This is a genomic window from Acetobacterium sp. (assembly GCF_041752335.1).
Lineage (GTDB): Bacteria > Bacillota > Clostridia > Eubacteriales > Eubacteriaceae > Acetobacterium.
Genome location: NZ_JBGSHG010000117.1, coordinates 24,344 through 40,123, shown reverse-complemented (window position 1 = coordinate 40,123; position 15,780 = coordinate 24,344). Strand labels below are relative to the sequence as shown.

The following is a 15,780-nucleotide window of genomic DNA, read 5'->3' as shown; positions in this document are numbered from 1 at the left end:
TCAATTAAATATGAAGTCTTCAGGGCAGGGATAGTTTCCCTACCGGTGGTATAGCCCACGAGCCGCAAGGTATGATTCGGTGTAATTCCGAGGCCGACAGTTAAAGTCTGGATGAAAGAAGATAATAAAGTTTTGCATGTTAATCGCTTTGTTTATTTAGCTCTGAAATGGTAATCATTTCAGAGCTTTTTTTATATAAAAATACTAGCGTTCAAATTAATGAAGCCTGCAAATAAACCCTTTGCCCTGAATGACATCAGGGTATTTTTCTTTTTTGAGAAAGGAGAACTTGTGGAAAATCATCAAAAATATATGGATCTGGCCATTGACCTGGCGAAAAGAGGTCGGGGCCAGGTAAATCCCAATCCCCTGGTGGGAGCGGTGATTGTTAAGGACAACGTGATCATCGGCAGCGGTTATCACGAAAAGTTTGGTGGGCTACATGCTGAACGGCAGGCCCTGGCGGCTTGCACCCAGTCGGCGGCTGGGGCAACCTTGTATGTAACCCTGGAACCCTGCTGTCATCATGGCAAAACGCCGCCATGCACTGAGGCCATCATTGACAATAGAATCAGCCGGGTGGTCATTGGATCCAGTGATCCTAATCCATTGGTCAGTGGCAAGGGGATTGAGATCCTCAGACAGCAGGGGATCACGGTGATAACCGGGGTTAGGGAAACGACCTGTCAGGAAATGAACGCCGTATTTTTCCACTACATCAAAAACAGAACCCCCTATGTATTGATGAAATACGCCATGACTCTGGATGGCAAAATTGCTACCCGTACTGGGAAATCCAAGTGGATTACCGGGGAAGAGGCCAGGGCGGTGGTCCATCAGACCCGCAATGAATATACCGGAATTATGGTGGGGGTCAACACAATTTTAAAGGACGATCCCCAGTTGACCTGCCGGATCGATAGCGGCAGAAACCCCAGCCGGATTATCTGCGATACCCATTTGCGTACTCCGTTGTCATCCCGAGTAGTGGCAGCGGCCCGGAAAATACCGACCTATTTGGCCACCAGCTCCCGGGATCAGAAGAAAATAAAACGGTTTGAAATTATGGGCTGTAAAATTTTAGAAGTTCCACCAGCCGGGGACCATCTTAATCTCCAGGAACTGATGGTGCAATTGGGGCAGGAAGGGATCGACAGCATTCTGCTGGAAGGCGGCGGCGCCCTGAATTTCAGCGCCTTAAAAAGCGACATTGTTAATAAGCTCCAGGTTTATCTGGCTCCAAAGATATTTGGCGGCGCCGCTGCTAAAACCCCGGTGGAAGGTTCGGGCGTGGGACTGCCTTCTGAGGCCTTCCAATTTACGGACAGAAAAATAAAAATTTTCGGGGAAGATATCTGCCTCGAATATGTGAAGAGGTAAGGATATGTTTACAGGAATTATCGAAGAAGTTGGGAAAATAACCTCCATAATCAGGGGTCAACGGTCTTCCCAGTTATGGGTTCAGGGTGAGGTCATCATCGACGATTTAAAACTGGGGGCCAGCGTGGCAGTGAATGGGGTGTGCCTGACGGTATCACAGCTCTGTGGCAATAAGTGGATGGCCGATGTCATGAGTGAAACCCTGAGCCGCAGTAATCTGGGTGATCTTAAAGGCGGCTCGGCCGTCAATCTGGAACGGGCGATGCCCGCCAATGGCCGTTTCGGGGGACACATCGTGTCTGGTCATATTGACGGAACTGGTTACATTGTGCAAATTTCTAAAGATGATAATGCAGTGATCTTTAAGATTGGCGCACCCCAGCAGATACTCCGCTACATCATCGAAAAAGGTTCGATTGCCATTGACGGCATCAGCCTGACAGTGATCGGGCTGACGGACAACAGCTTTTCCGTGTCAGTTATTCCCCATACGGTCAAGCACACCGTTCTGGGATTCAAGCAACCCGGCGATCCGGTCAACCTGGAAAATGATCTAGTCGGCAAATACATCGAAAAGCTGCTGATGAATCCAGCCCCAAAAACAGACCGCAACCAGGAAAAATCCAGTGGGTTGACCATTGATTTTCTGACTGAGGCCGGGTTTTAGAAAAAAATAAAATTAAAATAAGAGAGGGTACTATGTTTAAATTTAATACCATTGAAGAAGCACTGGAAGATTTACGGGCTGGCAAAATTATCATCGTTACCGATGATGATGACCGCGAAAACGAGGGCGATTTTGTCTGTGCGGCTGAATTTGCCACCACCGAAAACGTCAACTTTATGGCTGTCTATGGAAAAGGGCTGATCTGTATGCCGATGAGCGAAAAATTTGTCAAAAAATTAGCCGTTCCCCAAATGGTGATGGATAACACCGACAACCACGGTACCGCTTTTACCGTGTCCATCGACCACGTCGATACCACCACCGGCATTTCCGCCGCAGAACGCTCGGTTACTGCCATCAAGTGCGTCGACGAGAATGCCAGACCGGAAGATTTCCGGAGGCCCGGCCACATGTTTCCGTTGGTAGCCCGGGAAAACGGGGTGCTGGAACGAAACGGCCATACCGAGGCCACCGTCGATCTGGTCAAACTGGCCGGGTTGAAAGAATGCGGTCTGTGCTGTGAAATTATGCGGGAAGACGGCACCATGATGCGGACAACCGAGCTGATCGAGTTGGCCCAGACCCATCAGATGAAATTCATTACCATCAAGGAGCTGCAGAACTTTCGCAAACAAAATGAAAAACTGGTCGATTGTGTAACGATCACTAAGATGCCCACCAAATACGGTGAGTTTATGGCCTATGGTTATGTCAACAAGCTTAACGGCGAACATCATGTGGCTCTGGTTAAGGGTGATGTGAGCGGCGATAGCCCGGTGCTGTGTCGGGTCCATTCTGAATGTTTAACCGGTGACGCCTTTGGTTCGATTCGCTGTGATTGCGGCGATCAGTTTGGGGCGGCGATGACCGCCATCGAAAAAGAAGGCCGGGGGGTGCTGCTCTACATGCGTCAGGAAGGCCGGGGGATTGGCCTGATCAATAAGCTTAAAGCCTATGCCCTTCAGGATCTGGGCATGGATACGGTGCAGGCCAATATTGAACTGGGTTTCCCTGAAGATATGCGGGAATACTATATTGGTGCTCAAATTTTAAGTGATCTGGGGATAAAAAAACTGCGGCTGCTAACCAATAACCCTAAAAAAATCGACGGTCTTTCAGAATTCGGGCTGGAAATGGTGGAGCGGGTGCCCATCCAAATGGAAGCCTGTAGCCACGACCTGTTTTATTTGAAAACCAAACAGGAAAAAATGGGCCATATTCTAAATTATAACTAAAATTCAAATAAAAGGAGAAGACAATGAATGTATATGAAGGTAAGTTAGTATCAAAGGGAATTAAAGTGGGAATTGTGGTGGCACGGTTCAATGAGTTTATTGGATCTAAGCTGCTCGGTGGAGCCATTGATGGCTTGAAGCGTCACGATGTGAAGGAAGAGGACATTGACGTGGCCTGGGTACCGGGGGCCTTTGAAATTCCCCTGATTGCTGCCAAAATGGCCAAGCTTAGAAAATATGATGCCATTATCTGTTTAGGTGCGGTGATCCGCGGCTCGACCACCCATTATGATTATGTCTGCAGCGAGGTATCAAAGGGCGTGGCCCATGTCTCCCTGCAGTCGGAAATACCGGTGATCTTCGGGGTGCTGACCACCGAAAACATTGAACAGGCGATTGAACGGGCGGGAACCAAGGCTGGCAATAAAGGTTATGATTGTGCTTTGTCGGCTATTGAAATGGTCAATCTGATCAATGAAATAGCAAATTAGACAAATAGGAAGAATTAGGTTTTTAATTTAAAATGCACTTCGAAATACCAATCGTTATTCGATAAGTATTCGAAGTGCATAAGTTTCACTTGTGTGTTCCGATGATTTAAAATTAAGGCTTCCTAAGGTCTTTTTTTTATCGAAGCGATTTGTCCGGTGCGATAAGCTTTACTGTATTTTCTACAATGTTTGTCTTGTCCAAGCAAGGCATTAGCGGCAAAGATCGTTCCCATCATGTCAAGATTCAGGGGATCCAGGACAGCTGAATCCATACCTGCCTGGAGTGCATATGACATAGCGGTTTGATTTATTAAAGTTCTTATCGGTAAGCCAAAAGATATATTACTGATTGCACCAGTTACATGAATCTGAGGGAATAGCGCTTTGATGGTTCTGATTTCTTCAACAAAATTTAATAAAGCCTTATGATCGGTTGATAAAGCCATAACACAGGGATCAATATGGATGCGATCCGGGGTTACACCGTATTTAGTGGCCTTTTCCACCATTGTTTTGGTAATGTTAACCTTAGTTTCTAAGTCATTCGGGATTCCGTTGTTATCACAGGTCAGACCAACCACTTCCCAGGTATTACCTTCTAAAAGTGGGAGTAGGACTTCACACTTGTCCCCTTCCTCTGAAATGGAATTGATCACTCCTGGCTTTTGGGCATATTTAAAAACTGCTTCGATAACTCGTGGATTTGGACTGTCAATGCTGAGTGGCGTATCAGTGGCATCCTGTACCACTTCCATCAGCCATTTCAGCGTTTCAATCTCATGTTCTGGGGCGGTACTTGCACAAACATCAATAAAATTCGCTCCGGCAGTTGTCTGTTTAATGGCCCGGTCGGCAATAAAAGATGCATCTCTATTTTCAATCGCTTCTTTTACAATTGGTATGGTACCGTTAATTTTTTCGCCAATAATAATCATCTAAGTCTCCTTATCTATTTTTCTTAATACTGTTTAGTAGATAATCAAATCTATTGACATATTCTAAAGCCATCCTTGACAAATCTTAACACCTTCTGCGGCATTGTTAGTATAAGCGTCAGAACCGACAAATTCACAACTTTCTTGAGTCACCGGATTTCCGCCGATGATAATTTTGGCATCGATGTTGGCGGTTTTAAGTGCCTCAACCGTATTTTTCATTGAATCAACAGCCAATGTCAGTACACCGCTCATACCGATAACATCTGGTTTGATCTCAAGTGCTTTTTCAACAAAGGCATCTGTTTTAACATCAATTCCCAGATCAACGACTTCAAAACCGGCAGATTCGATCATGCTTTTAAAGATGTTTTTTCCAATATCATGTAAATCGCCTTGAACGGTACCGATCAGAATTGTGCCTTGTACCATTGATCCATCGCTGCCAAGTGCCGGCTTCAGAACATTGATTGCTTCAGTCAGTAATTCACCGGCAAAAATGAGATCACCAACAAAATACTCACCTTTTTCAAACAGATCGCCAACAATGGTCATACCAGCCTGACAAGCGGTAACCGCTTCTAATGCTTCTGCTTCCGATGGTGCGGTGGCTAATAGTTCTTTCAACATTTCCATAACGACATCATCTTCTAAATCTCCAAGGGCCTGAGTTAATACATTTAAATCCATCATTTTTATAACCTTCCTCTTATTAAATTTTATATAAAAATCAGAATGATTGATATATACATAGTGGTCTTGCCAGTTAATCTGCAATTTGCTATGTCAGCTATGTCAATAGTAGTTCGTTTTCTTAGTGATATAATTTGGTGGCAATTGTCGGTTTTTCATTTTGAGGTATTCGTAACATATTCTTTTAATAGTTTAAAACAACTGAGAACCAGAACGATGTATATTGCACAGGTTGGCAAAGCCAGAATAATCGACAGGGTTTGTAGCTCAATGAGTGAACCGCCAAAAATCATTAAAGTCATAGGTATGGCAGCCAAACAAAGAGCCCAGAAAATTGTTAGTTTTTTACCTGGGCGCTGACCCAGTTGAATTTTTTTTGAGGAGACCATAGCCATTGTGTACGCGGCAGAATCAAAATTAGTTGCCATTGATATGATTGATGTTATCAGAATAACAAAGACCAAAATTAACCCAAAAGGAGCCTTGCTAAAGATATCGACAACGGTTGTTGGCCCGCCATTTTCAAGAACTCCTTTAACTACATCATATGTTCCGCTAAGCTGCTGCTCCATAAAATAATTGCCGAATATTGAAAAGAAAGTGAATGAACCCATGAACCCATAGCCCAGACCACCAAAAATAACTTGCTTAATCGAACGGCCTTTAGATATTTTGGCAATAAATAATCCCATGAACAGAGAATAAGACATCCACCATGCCCAATAGAAAACCGTCCAGGATTCGGTGTAGCCGCTATTATTAATGGGATCCATATAAGTGCTCATTTTAACAAATTGACTTAACAAAATTCCAAGTGAGGTGGTTTGCATTTTCAAAAAAAATACGGTATTTCCAGTAATGAATAAAAATAAAACAGCTGCCAGCATCAAGAAAACATTGATATCACTTAAAATTTTTATCCCTTTTTTAATCCCGTTATAGGCACTGATGGTAAAAATAACGGTGACAAGAACCATTACACCAAAGCGAAGAAGATTGGTGTCTTCCCATCCAAAAAGCTTGTTAAGACAGGCAGAGACTAAAGGTGAACCAATTCCAAGTGCGGTTCCGACACCACCGATAATACCGAATAGAAAAAAAATATTGATAAACTTACCGAGCAGGCCATCGACGCGATCACCAAGAATCGGTCTGCAGGCATTGCTGACATCGAACTTCTCCTGTTTCAGATTATAGTGAACAAAAGCGAAGACGACGGCGGGAATCAAATAGACACTCCATGCCGAAAACCCCCAATAAAAAAGAGGCAGCGTTGCAGCATACTCTGCTGCGGTGGTGCTTAAGGGTGCAATATCGAAAGGCGGTTCCATGTAATGAAAAACCCATTCAATACTTCCCCAATAGATAAAACCGGCGGCCATGGAAGCACAGAACATCATCGAAGCCCATGAAAATTCGCTGTACTCTTTTTTTCCGGCGCCTAATTGAATCGAACCATATTGTCCGGCGCCCAGGTAGAGGCAGAGAACAATTGAAATCAGAACAATCCAGATATAGATAAATCCCAGATTGCTGGTAATAAAGTAATTCATTGACTGAATCGATGCCTTTGAATAATCAGGAGCTATAAATAAACATAAACAAACTATACTTACAAATACGAGAACGATACCGATCATTGTTTTATCTGCGGTTGCTTTATCTGGTTTATTCAAGGTATACCTCCGTTATAATTTTGTGGATATAGGTAATTTAAAAAAAACTACCTATATCCATTGAAAAGGACAATAGATGATGAATAGATATGTTAGAAATCAAGAAAGTTCCAGGTTTATATCTTCTTTTCGGCTACGTGACTTCTTTATGTAAAATTGGGTCGCAGCACAACAGATCACTGCGATAACGCCACTTGCCGCGAGGATAGTGAAAATGATGCTATAACCGCCATTCGCATATTGATCAATATAACTACCAAAGAGTTGATGCATAAAGCTTTCGGGCAGGAATCCGATGACTGAGAGCATTCCGGTAGCAGCTCCAAAAATATGTGGTGGGACATGTGTCTCAGTCAGAACGGATGAGGCGATACCATAAGCACCGTTAGCCAGAAAACCAAGCACCAGAATAATGACGATTGAGGCAATTAAAAAACTTGCAGTTTGAGGCAGAAAAACGAGAGCAAAACAGCAAATTGCAGCCCCGATCATGGCAACTAGGATCGTTTTAGAAGGAGAACTGTTTTTCTTAGCAATACCGCCTAATAATGGCGCTGAAATTAAGGCAATACCATAATATCGAATCATCCCGACAATTCCGACTAAGGTTAAGGGGGCCAAAAAGACATCGGTCATATAGGGCGTTGTATAATTCATACCCATATAGACAATCATGACAAAGAACAAGGTAATGCTTGCGAGCCAGACACCGGGATGTTTCATAGCCGTCAGCATTTCATTGATATTGAATTTTTTTGCTGGATCAGTGATAATTTCGTCCTCAAAACGGGGAATCGCGAAAAACGAAAGAATACCGAGAGCTAAAATAACAGCACCTAAAAACATCAGAGAATATTGAACACCGATGACGTAATCGGGGGTTGCATTAAATATAATCAAGGCGACTGAATTAATTGATAATCCCCCTAATCCATAGAGGGCATAGCTGAATCCAACAACGGCCGGATAGTTTTCTTCAGAGTCGGAAAAACGCAATAATTTGTAACGGCAACCCCAGAAGAGCAGGATTGTGGTAAAGGCAAAAAGGGCAAAAATCAGAACCAGTATGGTGTAGGATGGCATGGTAGCATACCAGAATACCAATAATGAAGTACTGACAAATCCGACCCATGCTAAAGTTCGTAGCCGGACTTTGTCGGCTAATATTCCGCAGGGAATATATAGAATGGTGGCCATGATACCGTACATGCCGGATAGAAAGCCTAATTCTGCATTTGAAATATTCAGGCCGATTAATAAGGGCTCATAAAATACATTTTTCATATAAATTGGGATATAAATAATCCCGCTTCCTGCACCTGAGATAAAAATCAACAGAAACCGGTGCCACTTACTGAGATTCTGATAGGTAACTTCTTTCTTATTCATGAGAATCCTCCTTTTTCATTGGGGAGCGACATGAATCGCTCCCATCAGTATTCTTAATATTGATATTTTTTGGGAAGGTATTTGTTTAGAATTTCTTTTTGTTTTTTAGTGATGTCTGGCAATTCATAGCTTTCGATTCGCTGATCATAAACTTGTTTAGCTCTCGTTTTAATGTCACCGGCTTTTTTCCGTCCGTCTTCGTTGCAAGCCCCCCGATTAAATACGGGTGTTGTTAGATAGGTTTCTTCTTTATAGTCCTTTGGCGTTCGACCCTGCAGGAAATTGCCTCGGGGGCCAATCTTTTTTAAGAGGTCAATACTGGCCTTTTTCTCCGAGATCAGCACACCTTCGCGGAGACGACGCATATACCGAAGCATTTCTTCATCCATCATAAATTTTGGATAACTTAAGAGGTTAAAGTTAGACAAGTCGCCGGAAGCATGGGGGAGAATACAGGCATTTGTTAATGTTGCGGTCAATGCCCCCAGGGTGCTTTCTACACCAGCTTGATAATCAAAAGTAAAACCATCAGCCAGCGAACCGCCAGTTCGCATTGGAATGCGATAATAATTGCCCATTGCTAAATGACCTAAACAAATCAGCATAAACTCAGGTGCTCCAGTAGACAAACGGACTTCTCTCATATCGGCGATGGAAGAGAAGGGGCTGAATACCACTGGTAGTCCCGGGGATTTTAGCTGGATCAGTACAGCAACAGCCAGCATATTCGCAAAATCAGCGACGATGGAACCCATTAACGAAGGTGGCGCTGTCATGTTGGACATTGAGCAGGTTGTGACATTGACCGGTTGTTTTTCTTCGGCAAAGGCGAGATAATGTTCAATCGCATCGCCCCCGACAGTTAAAGGAGGAAGGACACACATACCACTGTACAATACATAATCCTGATGATTATCCAGATACTCTTTGACCAGCTGAATACAAGCCCGGGAGCCGACTTTGGCATTACCCTTCTTATAATTATGTGGTGTGATACCGAGAATATTATACATGGGCTTTCGTGAATATTTGGCCAGCATAGCCATTTGAGCCATGGCAGACTCATCAGGAATATCTTCGAAACCGGGGATATCGGCGGCAACCATGCTGGATATGCCATACACTTCACTGGTGTTGATGATTTTGTAAAAATTGACCAGGTCATCAGCGTTAGTATTGCGATAATTTCCTTCAAAATCTTCAATCGTGGGGCAACCATTGGTAGGAGCCACAACCAAGGGTTGTCCAATACCCAGCGTTAACTTGCTTTCGATGCCAACAATTTCAAAAGATTCTGGAATAGTCGACAGGGATTTGATCAGTAAGTCTTCGGATATATAAACGAGATCACCCTCTACTTTTGCCCCATGGTTTTTAAAAATTTCAAGTGCTTCTTCATCTTCAATCTTAACACCGATTTCCGTTAGTACTCGCATAATGCTTTCATGAATTAGCTCCACATCATCTTTAGAATAGAATTGATCAAATAGATTGCCTTTTAACATTTCGTTTTCTCCTTAAAATTTTATTTTGACTGATGCAAATAATTAAAGCAAGGATTGTGCCAAGTATTAAAAATCTTAAAAACAATTGATATTACAAAGAAAACGATTAAATGATTTGAGGTTTCTGAGTTAAAATTATATAATAGGGCGTGTTTAGATGAACTATATGAGTCGAAATTGGTTCAAAAAATGAGAGGTATTGAGGTCAGCGAATATGCAAGAAACTAGCTTTAAACATAGTGCAGAATATTGGGACTATTTGAACAGTTTGGATAAGCGATTCTATATTGACATATTGGAAAATAGTTGTAACGAAATTTATGTTACGGATAAAGAAGGAAAAATAATTTATGTAAATCCAAACTCGATAAAAAACTATGGCCTTAAACCGGAGGATATTATTGGCAAAAACAATCATGACCTCTGGAGAGGTAAGTGGAGTCCTCCGGCCATTCAAAGATGTGTGGAAGAACGGCGAACAATTTTTGCGCAACAGACATACTTGATTACGGGAAAAGAAATAACAACCATCGTGACACCAGTTTTTGATGATGACGGCGAGATCAGTTTTGTATTGTGTATTGTTCAGGAAGAAGCTAAAGAATATGATATCAGTTATAAAAACATTGATATTGATGCTTTTGAAACAAAAAGTCATCCTGTTGAAAAGAAAAAAAGTAAATTTCAAAGCGAGATTGTCGGATACAGTTATAATTTTTGTAAAATTATGGTGCAGATGAGACGTGTGGCGGGATCGGATGTACCAGTCATGATTTTAGGAGAATCAGGTACTGGCAAAAGTCTGATGGCAGAATTTATTCATGAAAACAGTACTCGGAAAAATAAACCATTTATCCAAATTAATTGTGCAGCAATTCCAGAAAATTTATTAGAGTCAGAACTTTTTGGTTATGCGCCGTATGCATTTACTGGTGCCAACCCAAAAGGAAAAATAGGCCTGATTGAAATGGCTGATCAGGGAACCCTGTTTTTAGATGAAATTGGAGATTTAGCACCGAGTTTACAGGCAAAACTGTTGGATGTGCTTGAAAACAAACGGTTTATTCCGGTGGGCGGCCAAGAGATTAAATCGGTTGACATCCGCATCATTACAGCAACAAATCAAAGCTTAGACAAACTTGTTAAAGAAAAGCGTTTCCGCGAAGATTTGTATTGGCGTATCAATATTTCGAAAACGACGATCCCGCCCCTTAGAGAGCGAAGAGATGATATATTACCACTTTTGTCATTCTATTTGAATAAAAACAATGTAAAATACGGAAAGGTAAAAGATTTTTCACCAAATGTGATTGGGATCCTTCTAGAGTATTCCTGGCCAGGAAATGTCAGACAACTAAGAAATCTGGTCGAATTGCTATTTATCATGACCAGTGGAAACACGATTATGGTTAATCACCTGCCTGAGTTTATACTGGATGAAATAGAAGAACCTAAAGGAATCAATCCTGATTCATTTGAATATATTATTGAAAGTGTTAAAAAATCAGTTATCCGAGATTACTATAAAAAACATCCTACCAGCCGAGAGCTGGGCTTATCATTGGGGTTAAGCCAAACAAAGGCAAATCGGTTAATCAATCAGTATTGCGGGGATATTGAAAATAAAGAATAGAATAAAACAATAAAGAGACCCTGTTATTTGAAGAATTTTCAAATAACAGGGTCTAAATTCAGAAGATCGAGATTAAGCCAATTCGTCAAGGCTAACCACGCCATTTTGAAGCGCCAGTTCTTTGAGATCTTCATATTGTCCAGCCATACTGGTAAAGAAGTAGGGGTTAACATAGAAGATACCAAGAATACCAAAGGTGAATCCGTTCAGCAAAAACCATCCTAAGAAGCTAAGGGACATCACAAAAATGTCGCCCTTGTGGCCCTCGGTCATCCGCATCGAAATTTTAACGGCTTCTGTTGCCGGTACATTGGGGTATTCGGCCAGAATATAGGGGGTAAAACTATAGGCGAGGGACTTAATAATGCCGGGTATAACAAAGAGTAAAGACCAGAGAAAAACAAATAATTCCATCCACAGCATGCCCCCCAGTTTTCGTCCAAAGTCCGAAAAACCGGTTTTGAACATGTCTTCAATCGTCGGGGCGGGGAGTTCAGCGCGGTAAATCCAGAGTGAAAAAAATTGCAGGCCAACCATCATCGGAGCCCAGACAATCAGGCCACCCAGCCCGCCCAAAAAGGACGTCACTCCGGAAGCAGCACCAATTACAACAAATGCCAGTACGGTTGCGCCAACACAATTCCAATAATTCTCGGAAAAGCTCTGCTTGGCGATGGCTTTAATTTCCTGTCTCGTTTTCATAAAATTCTCCTTTTGTTTTTTTTATAATCAACAATACAATGCCGGCTGAAAAATTCGCCCGGCATTTTTATTGGTATTAAAAATCAGGATTCCCAGGTCACAAAATAAACACCATCGGCTCTTTTTTGACCTTTGCCCAGCTCAGAATGTCTTAGAACACTGAGCTCCGCGCTGACTTCCTCGGTGGTCAGACCAAATTTTTCAACAAATTGGGGAACGGTTACCCCATTATTGGCGACGATGTATTCATAGAATTCTTTTTGACGGGGGGTCAGGCCCTGGGTTCCGGTGTGGCCGGATCGCTGACGATCGAGCTTGGCGCTGTGAACGGCGCTGGGGTCACAAGTTTGAACCAGTTTATGCTGGCCTAAGGCACAGTCATCACAAAAAATCTTGCCTTTTACTTCATAGATATCATCATCGTCAAGTTCGATTCCGCATGAAAAACATTTTTGCATAAGAAACTCCTTAATATTCAAAATTTTGATCGATACGCTTAAGAAAAGTGTGGCAATTTCTTAAGAATCTTTGTATATAATATCACGACTTACGGGAAGAAGGAAGAGAAAGTTGAAAGATCAGTTGATGAAACAAGCAGCTATTAAACTTGGCCGATATCGGCATTATAAGGGAAATGAATATGAGGTTATCGGGGTTGGCAGCCATAGTGAAACCCTGGAAGCCATGGTGGTTTACCGGCCATTATATGGCGAAGGCGGGCTTTGGGTTCGGCCCGCCGTCATGTGGAACGAAATCATTGTAAAAGATGGAGTCGAAATGAAACGTTTTGAATACATTGGAGAGGCATCATTAAAAAAAGATGAATTATAAACTTAGAGAAAAAGACCTGTTAAACGACCTGAAGGGGTTGCTGCAAATCGATTCGACCAACGCTGATGCCGGGCTTGTTATGCCGGGGGCGCCCCTGGGTATTGGCATTAATGAAGCGATCAACTATGTTTTGAATCTGGGCGAGGGCTTTGGTTTTAAAACCAAAAACTGTGACGGTTATTGCGGTTACATCGAAATGGGTCAAGGCGCTGAAATGATTGGAATTCTGACTCATGTGGACACCGTTCCGGTGGGGGATGGTTGGTCGGTGAATCCCTTTGATCTGACCATTGACGGGGATAAGGCCTATGGACGGGGCACCATTGACAATAAGGGGCCCACCCTGGTGGCACTTTATGCCATGAAGGCCCTGGCGGATAGCGGCGCCCCGATCAATAAACGGGTTCGGCTGATTATTGGTGGCGATGAAGAAGGGGAGGAATGGCATTGTATGAACCGCTACAAGGCCACCGAAGAAGCGCCGACCTATGCCTTTTCACCGGATTCCGGGTATCCGGCCATTTATGCCGAAAAGGGCATTCTGAATGTCTGCATCAAAAAGCATCTTGAGCCCGCCATTCATAACCTGGGCTTTTTCAGCGGCAATCAGATCAACACCGTCCCCGATTACGCCAAGGCCATTGTCAGTGATGCCGTTTATGAAAGTACCGGTAAGCCAGCCCATGCATCTCAGCCCCATGAGGGGATCAATGCGATGTTTTTATTGGCCAGTGAGCTGAGAGTGCTGGGGCTGGAACACCCCTTTCTGGATCTCATCGACATTGCGACATCCGAAGGACTGAATATCGATTTTGAAGATGAAATTTCCGGCAAACTCACCATCAATCCATCGATTGCCAATGTCAATCAGGAAAAGGCGGTGCTTAAGTGCGATATCCGTTATCCGGTAACGATGAAAGGCACGGATATCCGCGACCATATTGAAAGAGCCGTTACCCCTCTGGGTTTTACCGTTAACATCAATTATGATTTACCACCGCTGCATATTGAGAAAGAAAGTTATCTCATTGATGCGCTGCAGAAAATATATGAAGACTATACTGGCGATACTTCCGGGCCCAAGGCGATTGGCGGGGGAACCTATGCCCGGGCTTTTGATAATGCTGTGGCCTTTGGGGGACGATTCCCCGAGGAACCCAACACCTGTCATCAGACCGATGAATACTGGAGCATTATCAGCATGAACAAGAATTTTGATATTATCACCAAAGCGCTGGAAAGTCTGGTACAATAATATCAGGGTGGCCATGCGGTAACCCTAAATCATAGCAATAAGAAATGGGGAAAAACATGACCATTCATTTTGATAAACAAGCCGTTTTAGAGGCCTTACGAGGCCTGTTACAAATAAAGTCAGTGAACGCCAATGCTGGAGCGGTCACTGCAGAAGCGCCTTTGGGAACCGGGATCAATGAGGCCATCAATTACGTTCTGGAGTTAGGCAAAAGTTTTGGTTTGACCACCAAAAACTGTGATGGTTATTGCGGTTACGTGGAATTCGCGACAGGGCCGGACATGGTGGCCGCGATCACGCATGTTGATACGGTGGAAGTAGGCGACGACTGGACTGTGCCACCGTTTGACTTAACCATTGACGGCGATACGATTTATGGCCGTGGCGTGCTGGACGATAAAGGCCTTACGATGGTCGCTTTGTTTGCCTTGAAAGCCCTGAAAGATGCCCAGATTCCGATTAATAAACGGATTCGTCTGATTATCGGCGGCGATGAAGAAGGCGGTAGCTGGGCCTGTATGAAACGCTACAAAGAAACCGAAGAGACACCGGTCTACTCCTTCTCACCGGATTCCGGTTACCCGGTTATTTTTGCGGAAAAGGGCATCATGAATGTGATTTTTGAAAAAGAATTGGAGGCTGGCCTACCCGTACTAAACTTAAGTAGCGGTAAACAGATCAATTCGGTTCCGGATGTTGCCCGGGCTGATTACGACGGCCAGACCTATGAAGCCAGAGGTAAATCCGCCCATGCTTCCGATCCCCAAAAGGGTGACAACGCCCTGATTAAACTGGCGAACGAATTACGGGCGGCGGGCATTCAGCATCCGCTGCTGGAGCTTCTTGAGCGGGCGACCCCCGAAGGTTTTGGGATTAACCTTTCGGATCAGGTGTCCGGCAATCTGACCCTCAATCCGGCCATTGCTTATGGGGATGAGAATATCGCCGTGCTTAGGTGTGATATCCGCTACCCAGTGACGAAAAAGAGCAGCGAACTTTGCGCAGCGATCCAGAAAGCCACGGTCGATCTCGGCTTTTCCCTGAAAATGGACCATGAAACCCTGCCCCTGCATGTGGATCAGGAAAGTTTTCTGGTCACATCACTGCAAAAAGTATATGCCGACTACACTGGCGACACCAGCGGTCCGATTGTCTCGGGCGGCGGAACCTATGCCCGGGCCTTTGATAATGCCGTGGCTTTTGGCGGCGTCTTTCCTGGTGAGATCAACACCTGTCATCAGACTGATGAATTCTGGAGCATTGACAGCATGGCGAAAAACTTTGATATTATTGTCAAGGCCCTGGAAGTGCTGGCGCAGTAAATTAGTAAGATACTACAAAATCGAGTATCGACCGTTGTTTATAATGGCTGATAATCGATTTTTTTA

At 43.6% G+C, this 15,780-nt stretch carries 15 protein-coding genes and 1 riboswitch; of the genes, 8 read left to right on the top strand and 7 right to left on the bottom strand.

All coding sequences use genetic code 11. The features are described from left to right. Nucleotides 1–11 precede the first annotated feature (11 nt). A riboswitch (FMN riboswitch) is annotated at nt 12–127 on the top strand. A 164-nt stretch (nt 128–291) separates the two neighbouring features. Genes ribD through ribE form a run of 4 tightly spaced genes read left to right on the top strand, consistent with a single transcriptional unit; the run spans nt 292 to nt 3,773 of the window. Next, complete coding sequence (ribD, locus tag ACEW8F_RS14215; RefSeq protein WP_373484122.1) at nt 292–1,380, top strand: bifunctional diaminohydroxyphosphoribosylaminopyrimidine deaminase/5-amino-6-(5-phosphoribosylamino)uracil reductase RibD; 1,089 nt, start codon at nt 292–294, stop codon at nt 1,378–1,380. A 4-nt stretch (nt 1,381–1,384) separates the two neighbouring features. Further along, nucleotides 1,385–2,047 (top strand): riboflavin synthase, encoded by a 663-nt coding sequence (locus ACEW8F_RS14210; protein WP_373484121.1) that lies wholly within the window; start codon nt 1,385–1,387, stop codon nt 2,045–2,047. Nucleotides 2,048–2,079: 32 nt separating this feature from the next. Then, the gene (locus ACEW8F_RS14205; RefSeq protein ID WP_373484120.1) at nt 2,080–3,282 is read left to right on the top strand and encodes a bifunctional 3,4-dihydroxy-2-butanone-4-phosphate synthase/GTP cyclohydrolase II; all 1,203 of its coding nucleotides are present in this window, start codon (nt 2,080–2,082) and stop codon (nt 3,280–3,282) included. 23 nt (nt 3,283–3,305) lie between these two features. Further along, a complete protein-coding gene (gene ribE / locus ACEW8F_RS14200) occupies nt 3,306–3,773 on the top strand; it encodes a 6,7-dimethyl-8-ribityllumazine synthase (protein WP_373484119.1) in 468 nt (155 codons plus the stop codon). Between the two features lie 122 nt (nt 3,774–3,895). On the opposite strand, the gene ACEW8F_RS14195 is transcribed toward ribE, so the two are convergent. From ACEW8F_RS14195 to ACEW8F_RS14175, 5 genes are all read right to left on the bottom strand, one after another. Further along, complete coding sequence (locus ACEW8F_RS14195; RefSeq protein WP_373484118.1) at nt 3,896–4,708, bottom strand: methyltetrahydrofolate cobalamin methyltransferase; 813 nt, start codon at nt 4,706–4,708, stop codon at nt 3,896–3,898. A 63-nt stretch (nt 4,709–4,771) separates the two neighbouring features. Beyond that, nucleotides 4,772–5,401: a B12-binding domain-containing protein gene (locus tag ACEW8F_RS14190; RefSeq protein ID WP_373484117.1), complete on the bottom strand. Its 630-nt coding sequence runs from the start codon at nt 5,399–5,401 to the stop codon at nt 4,772–4,774. A 155-nt stretch (nt 5,402–5,556) separates the two neighbouring features. After that, nucleotides 5,557–7,077, bottom strand: a complete 1,521-nt coding sequence (locus tag ACEW8F_RS14185) for a BCCT family transporter (RefSeq protein WP_373484116.1) — start codon at nt 7,075–7,077, stop codon at nt 5,557–5,559. A gap of 99 nt (nt 7,078–7,176) precedes the next feature. Continuing rightward, a complete protein-coding gene (locus ACEW8F_RS14180; protein ID WP_373484115.1) occupies nt 7,177–8,466 on the bottom strand; it encodes a nitrate/nitrite transporter in 1,290 nt (429 codons plus the stop codon). A gap of 53 nt (nt 8,467–8,519) precedes the next feature. After that, the gene (locus tag ACEW8F_RS14175; protein ID WP_373484114.1) at nt 8,520–9,971 is read right to left on the bottom strand and encodes a trimethylamine methyltransferase family protein; all 1,452 of its coding nucleotides are present in this window, start codon (nt 9,969–9,971) and stop codon (nt 8,520–8,522) included. A gap of 214 nt (nt 9,972–10,185) precedes the next feature. Between ACEW8F_RS14175 and ACEW8F_RS14170 the strand changes: the two genes are divergently transcribed. Beyond that, a complete protein-coding gene (locus ACEW8F_RS14170) occupies nt 10,186–11,604 on the top strand; it encodes a sigma-54 interaction domain-containing protein (protein ID WP_373484113.1) in 1,419 nt (472 codons plus the stop codon). Between the two features lie 72 nt (nt 11,605–11,676). Here ACEW8F_RS14170 and ACEW8F_RS14165 read toward each other — a convergent pair whose 3' ends face one another. Both ACEW8F_RS14165 and ACEW8F_RS14160 read right to left on the bottom strand, forming a co-directional pair. Continuing rightward, on the bottom strand, nt 11,677–12,306 hold the full coding sequence (locus ACEW8F_RS14165) for a DUF975 family protein (RefSeq protein ID WP_373484112.1): 630 nt from the start codon (nt 12,304–12,306) through the stop codon (nt 11,677–11,679). An 83-nt stretch (nt 12,307–12,389) separates the two neighbouring features. After that, nucleotides 12,390–12,764: a hypothetical protein gene (locus tag ACEW8F_RS14160; protein WP_373484111.1), complete on the bottom strand. Its 375-nt coding sequence runs from the start codon at nt 12,762–12,764 to the stop codon at nt 12,390–12,392. Between the two features lie 127 nt (nt 12,765–12,891). On the opposite strand from ACEW8F_RS14160, the gene ACEW8F_RS14155 reads away from it, so the two are divergent. The 3 genes from ACEW8F_RS14155 to ACEW8F_RS14145 are packed head-to-tail and all read left to right on the top strand — an operon-like array spanning nt 12,892 to nt 15,714. Beyond that, the gene (locus ACEW8F_RS14155; RefSeq protein WP_373484124.1) at nt 12,892–13,137 is read left to right on the top strand and encodes a DUF1653 domain-containing protein; all 246 of its coding nucleotides are present in this window, start codon (nt 12,892–12,894) and stop codon (nt 13,135–13,137) included. Next, nucleotides 13,127–14,392 carry a Sapep family Mn(2+)-dependent dipeptidase gene (locus tag ACEW8F_RS14150; RefSeq protein ID WP_373484110.1) on the top strand — a complete coding sequence of 422 codons (1,266 nt, stop codon included), beginning with the start codon at nt 13,127–13,129 and terminating at the stop codon, nt 14,390–14,392. The genes ACEW8F_RS14155 and ACEW8F_RS14150 overlap by 11 nt, the downstream gene beginning before the upstream one ends. A 56-nt stretch (nt 14,393–14,448) precedes the next feature. Next, nucleotides 14,449–15,714 (top strand): Sapep family Mn(2+)-dependent dipeptidase, encoded by a 1,266-nt coding sequence (locus tag ACEW8F_RS14145; protein WP_373484109.1) that lies wholly within the window; start codon nt 14,449–14,451, stop codon nt 15,712–15,714. Nucleotides 15,715–15,780 lie beyond the last annotated feature (66 nt).

Coding starts and splice junctions, on each gene's coding strand:
- ACEW8F_RS14210 (WP_373484121.1), top strand. CDS start 1,385: ATGTTTACAGGAATTATCGAAGAAGTTGGGAAAATAACCTCCATAATC.
- ACEW8F_RS14205 (WP_373484120.1), top strand. CDS start 2,080: ATGTTTAAATTTAATACCATTGAAGAAGCACTGGAAGATTTACGGGCT.
- ribE (WP_373484119.1), top strand. CDS start 3,306: ATGAATGTATATGAAGGTAAGTTAGTATCAAAGGGAATTAAAGTGGGA.
- ACEW8F_RS14195 (WP_373484118.1), bottom strand. CDS start 4,708: ATGATTATTATTGGCGAAAAAATTAACGGTACCATACCAATTGTAAAA.
- ACEW8F_RS14190 (WP_373484117.1), bottom strand. CDS start 5,401: ATGATGGATTTAAATGTATTAACTCAGGCCCTTGGAGATTTAGAAGAT.
- ACEW8F_RS14180 (WP_373484115.1), bottom strand. CDS start 8,466: ATGAATAAGAAAGAAGTTACCTATCAGAATCTCAGTAAGTGGCACCGG.
- ACEW8F_RS14175 (WP_373484114.1), bottom strand. CDS start 9,971: ATGTTAAAAGGCAATCTATTTGATCAATTCTATTCTAAAGATGATGTG.
- ACEW8F_RS14170 (WP_373484113.1), top strand. CDS start 10,186: ATGCAAGAAACTAGCTTTAAACATAGTGCAGAATATTGGGACTATTTG.
- ACEW8F_RS14165 (WP_373484112.1), bottom strand. CDS start 12,306: ATGAAAACGAGACAGGAAATTAAAGCCATCGCCAAGCAGAGCTTTTCC.
- ACEW8F_RS14160 (WP_373484111.1), bottom strand. CDS start 12,764: ATGCAAAAATGTTTTTCATGCGGAATCGAACTTGACGATGATGATATC.
- ACEW8F_RS14155 (WP_373484124.1), top strand. CDS start 12,892: ATGAAACAAGCAGCTATTAAACTTGGCCGATATCGGCATTATAAGGGA.
- ACEW8F_RS14150 (WP_373484110.1), top strand. CDS start 13,127: ATGAATTATAAACTTAGAGAAAAAGACCTGTTAAACGACCTGAAGGGG.
- ACEW8F_RS14145 (WP_373484109.1), top strand. CDS start 14,449: ATGACCATTCATTTTGATAAACAAGCCGTTTTAGAGGCCTTACGAGGC.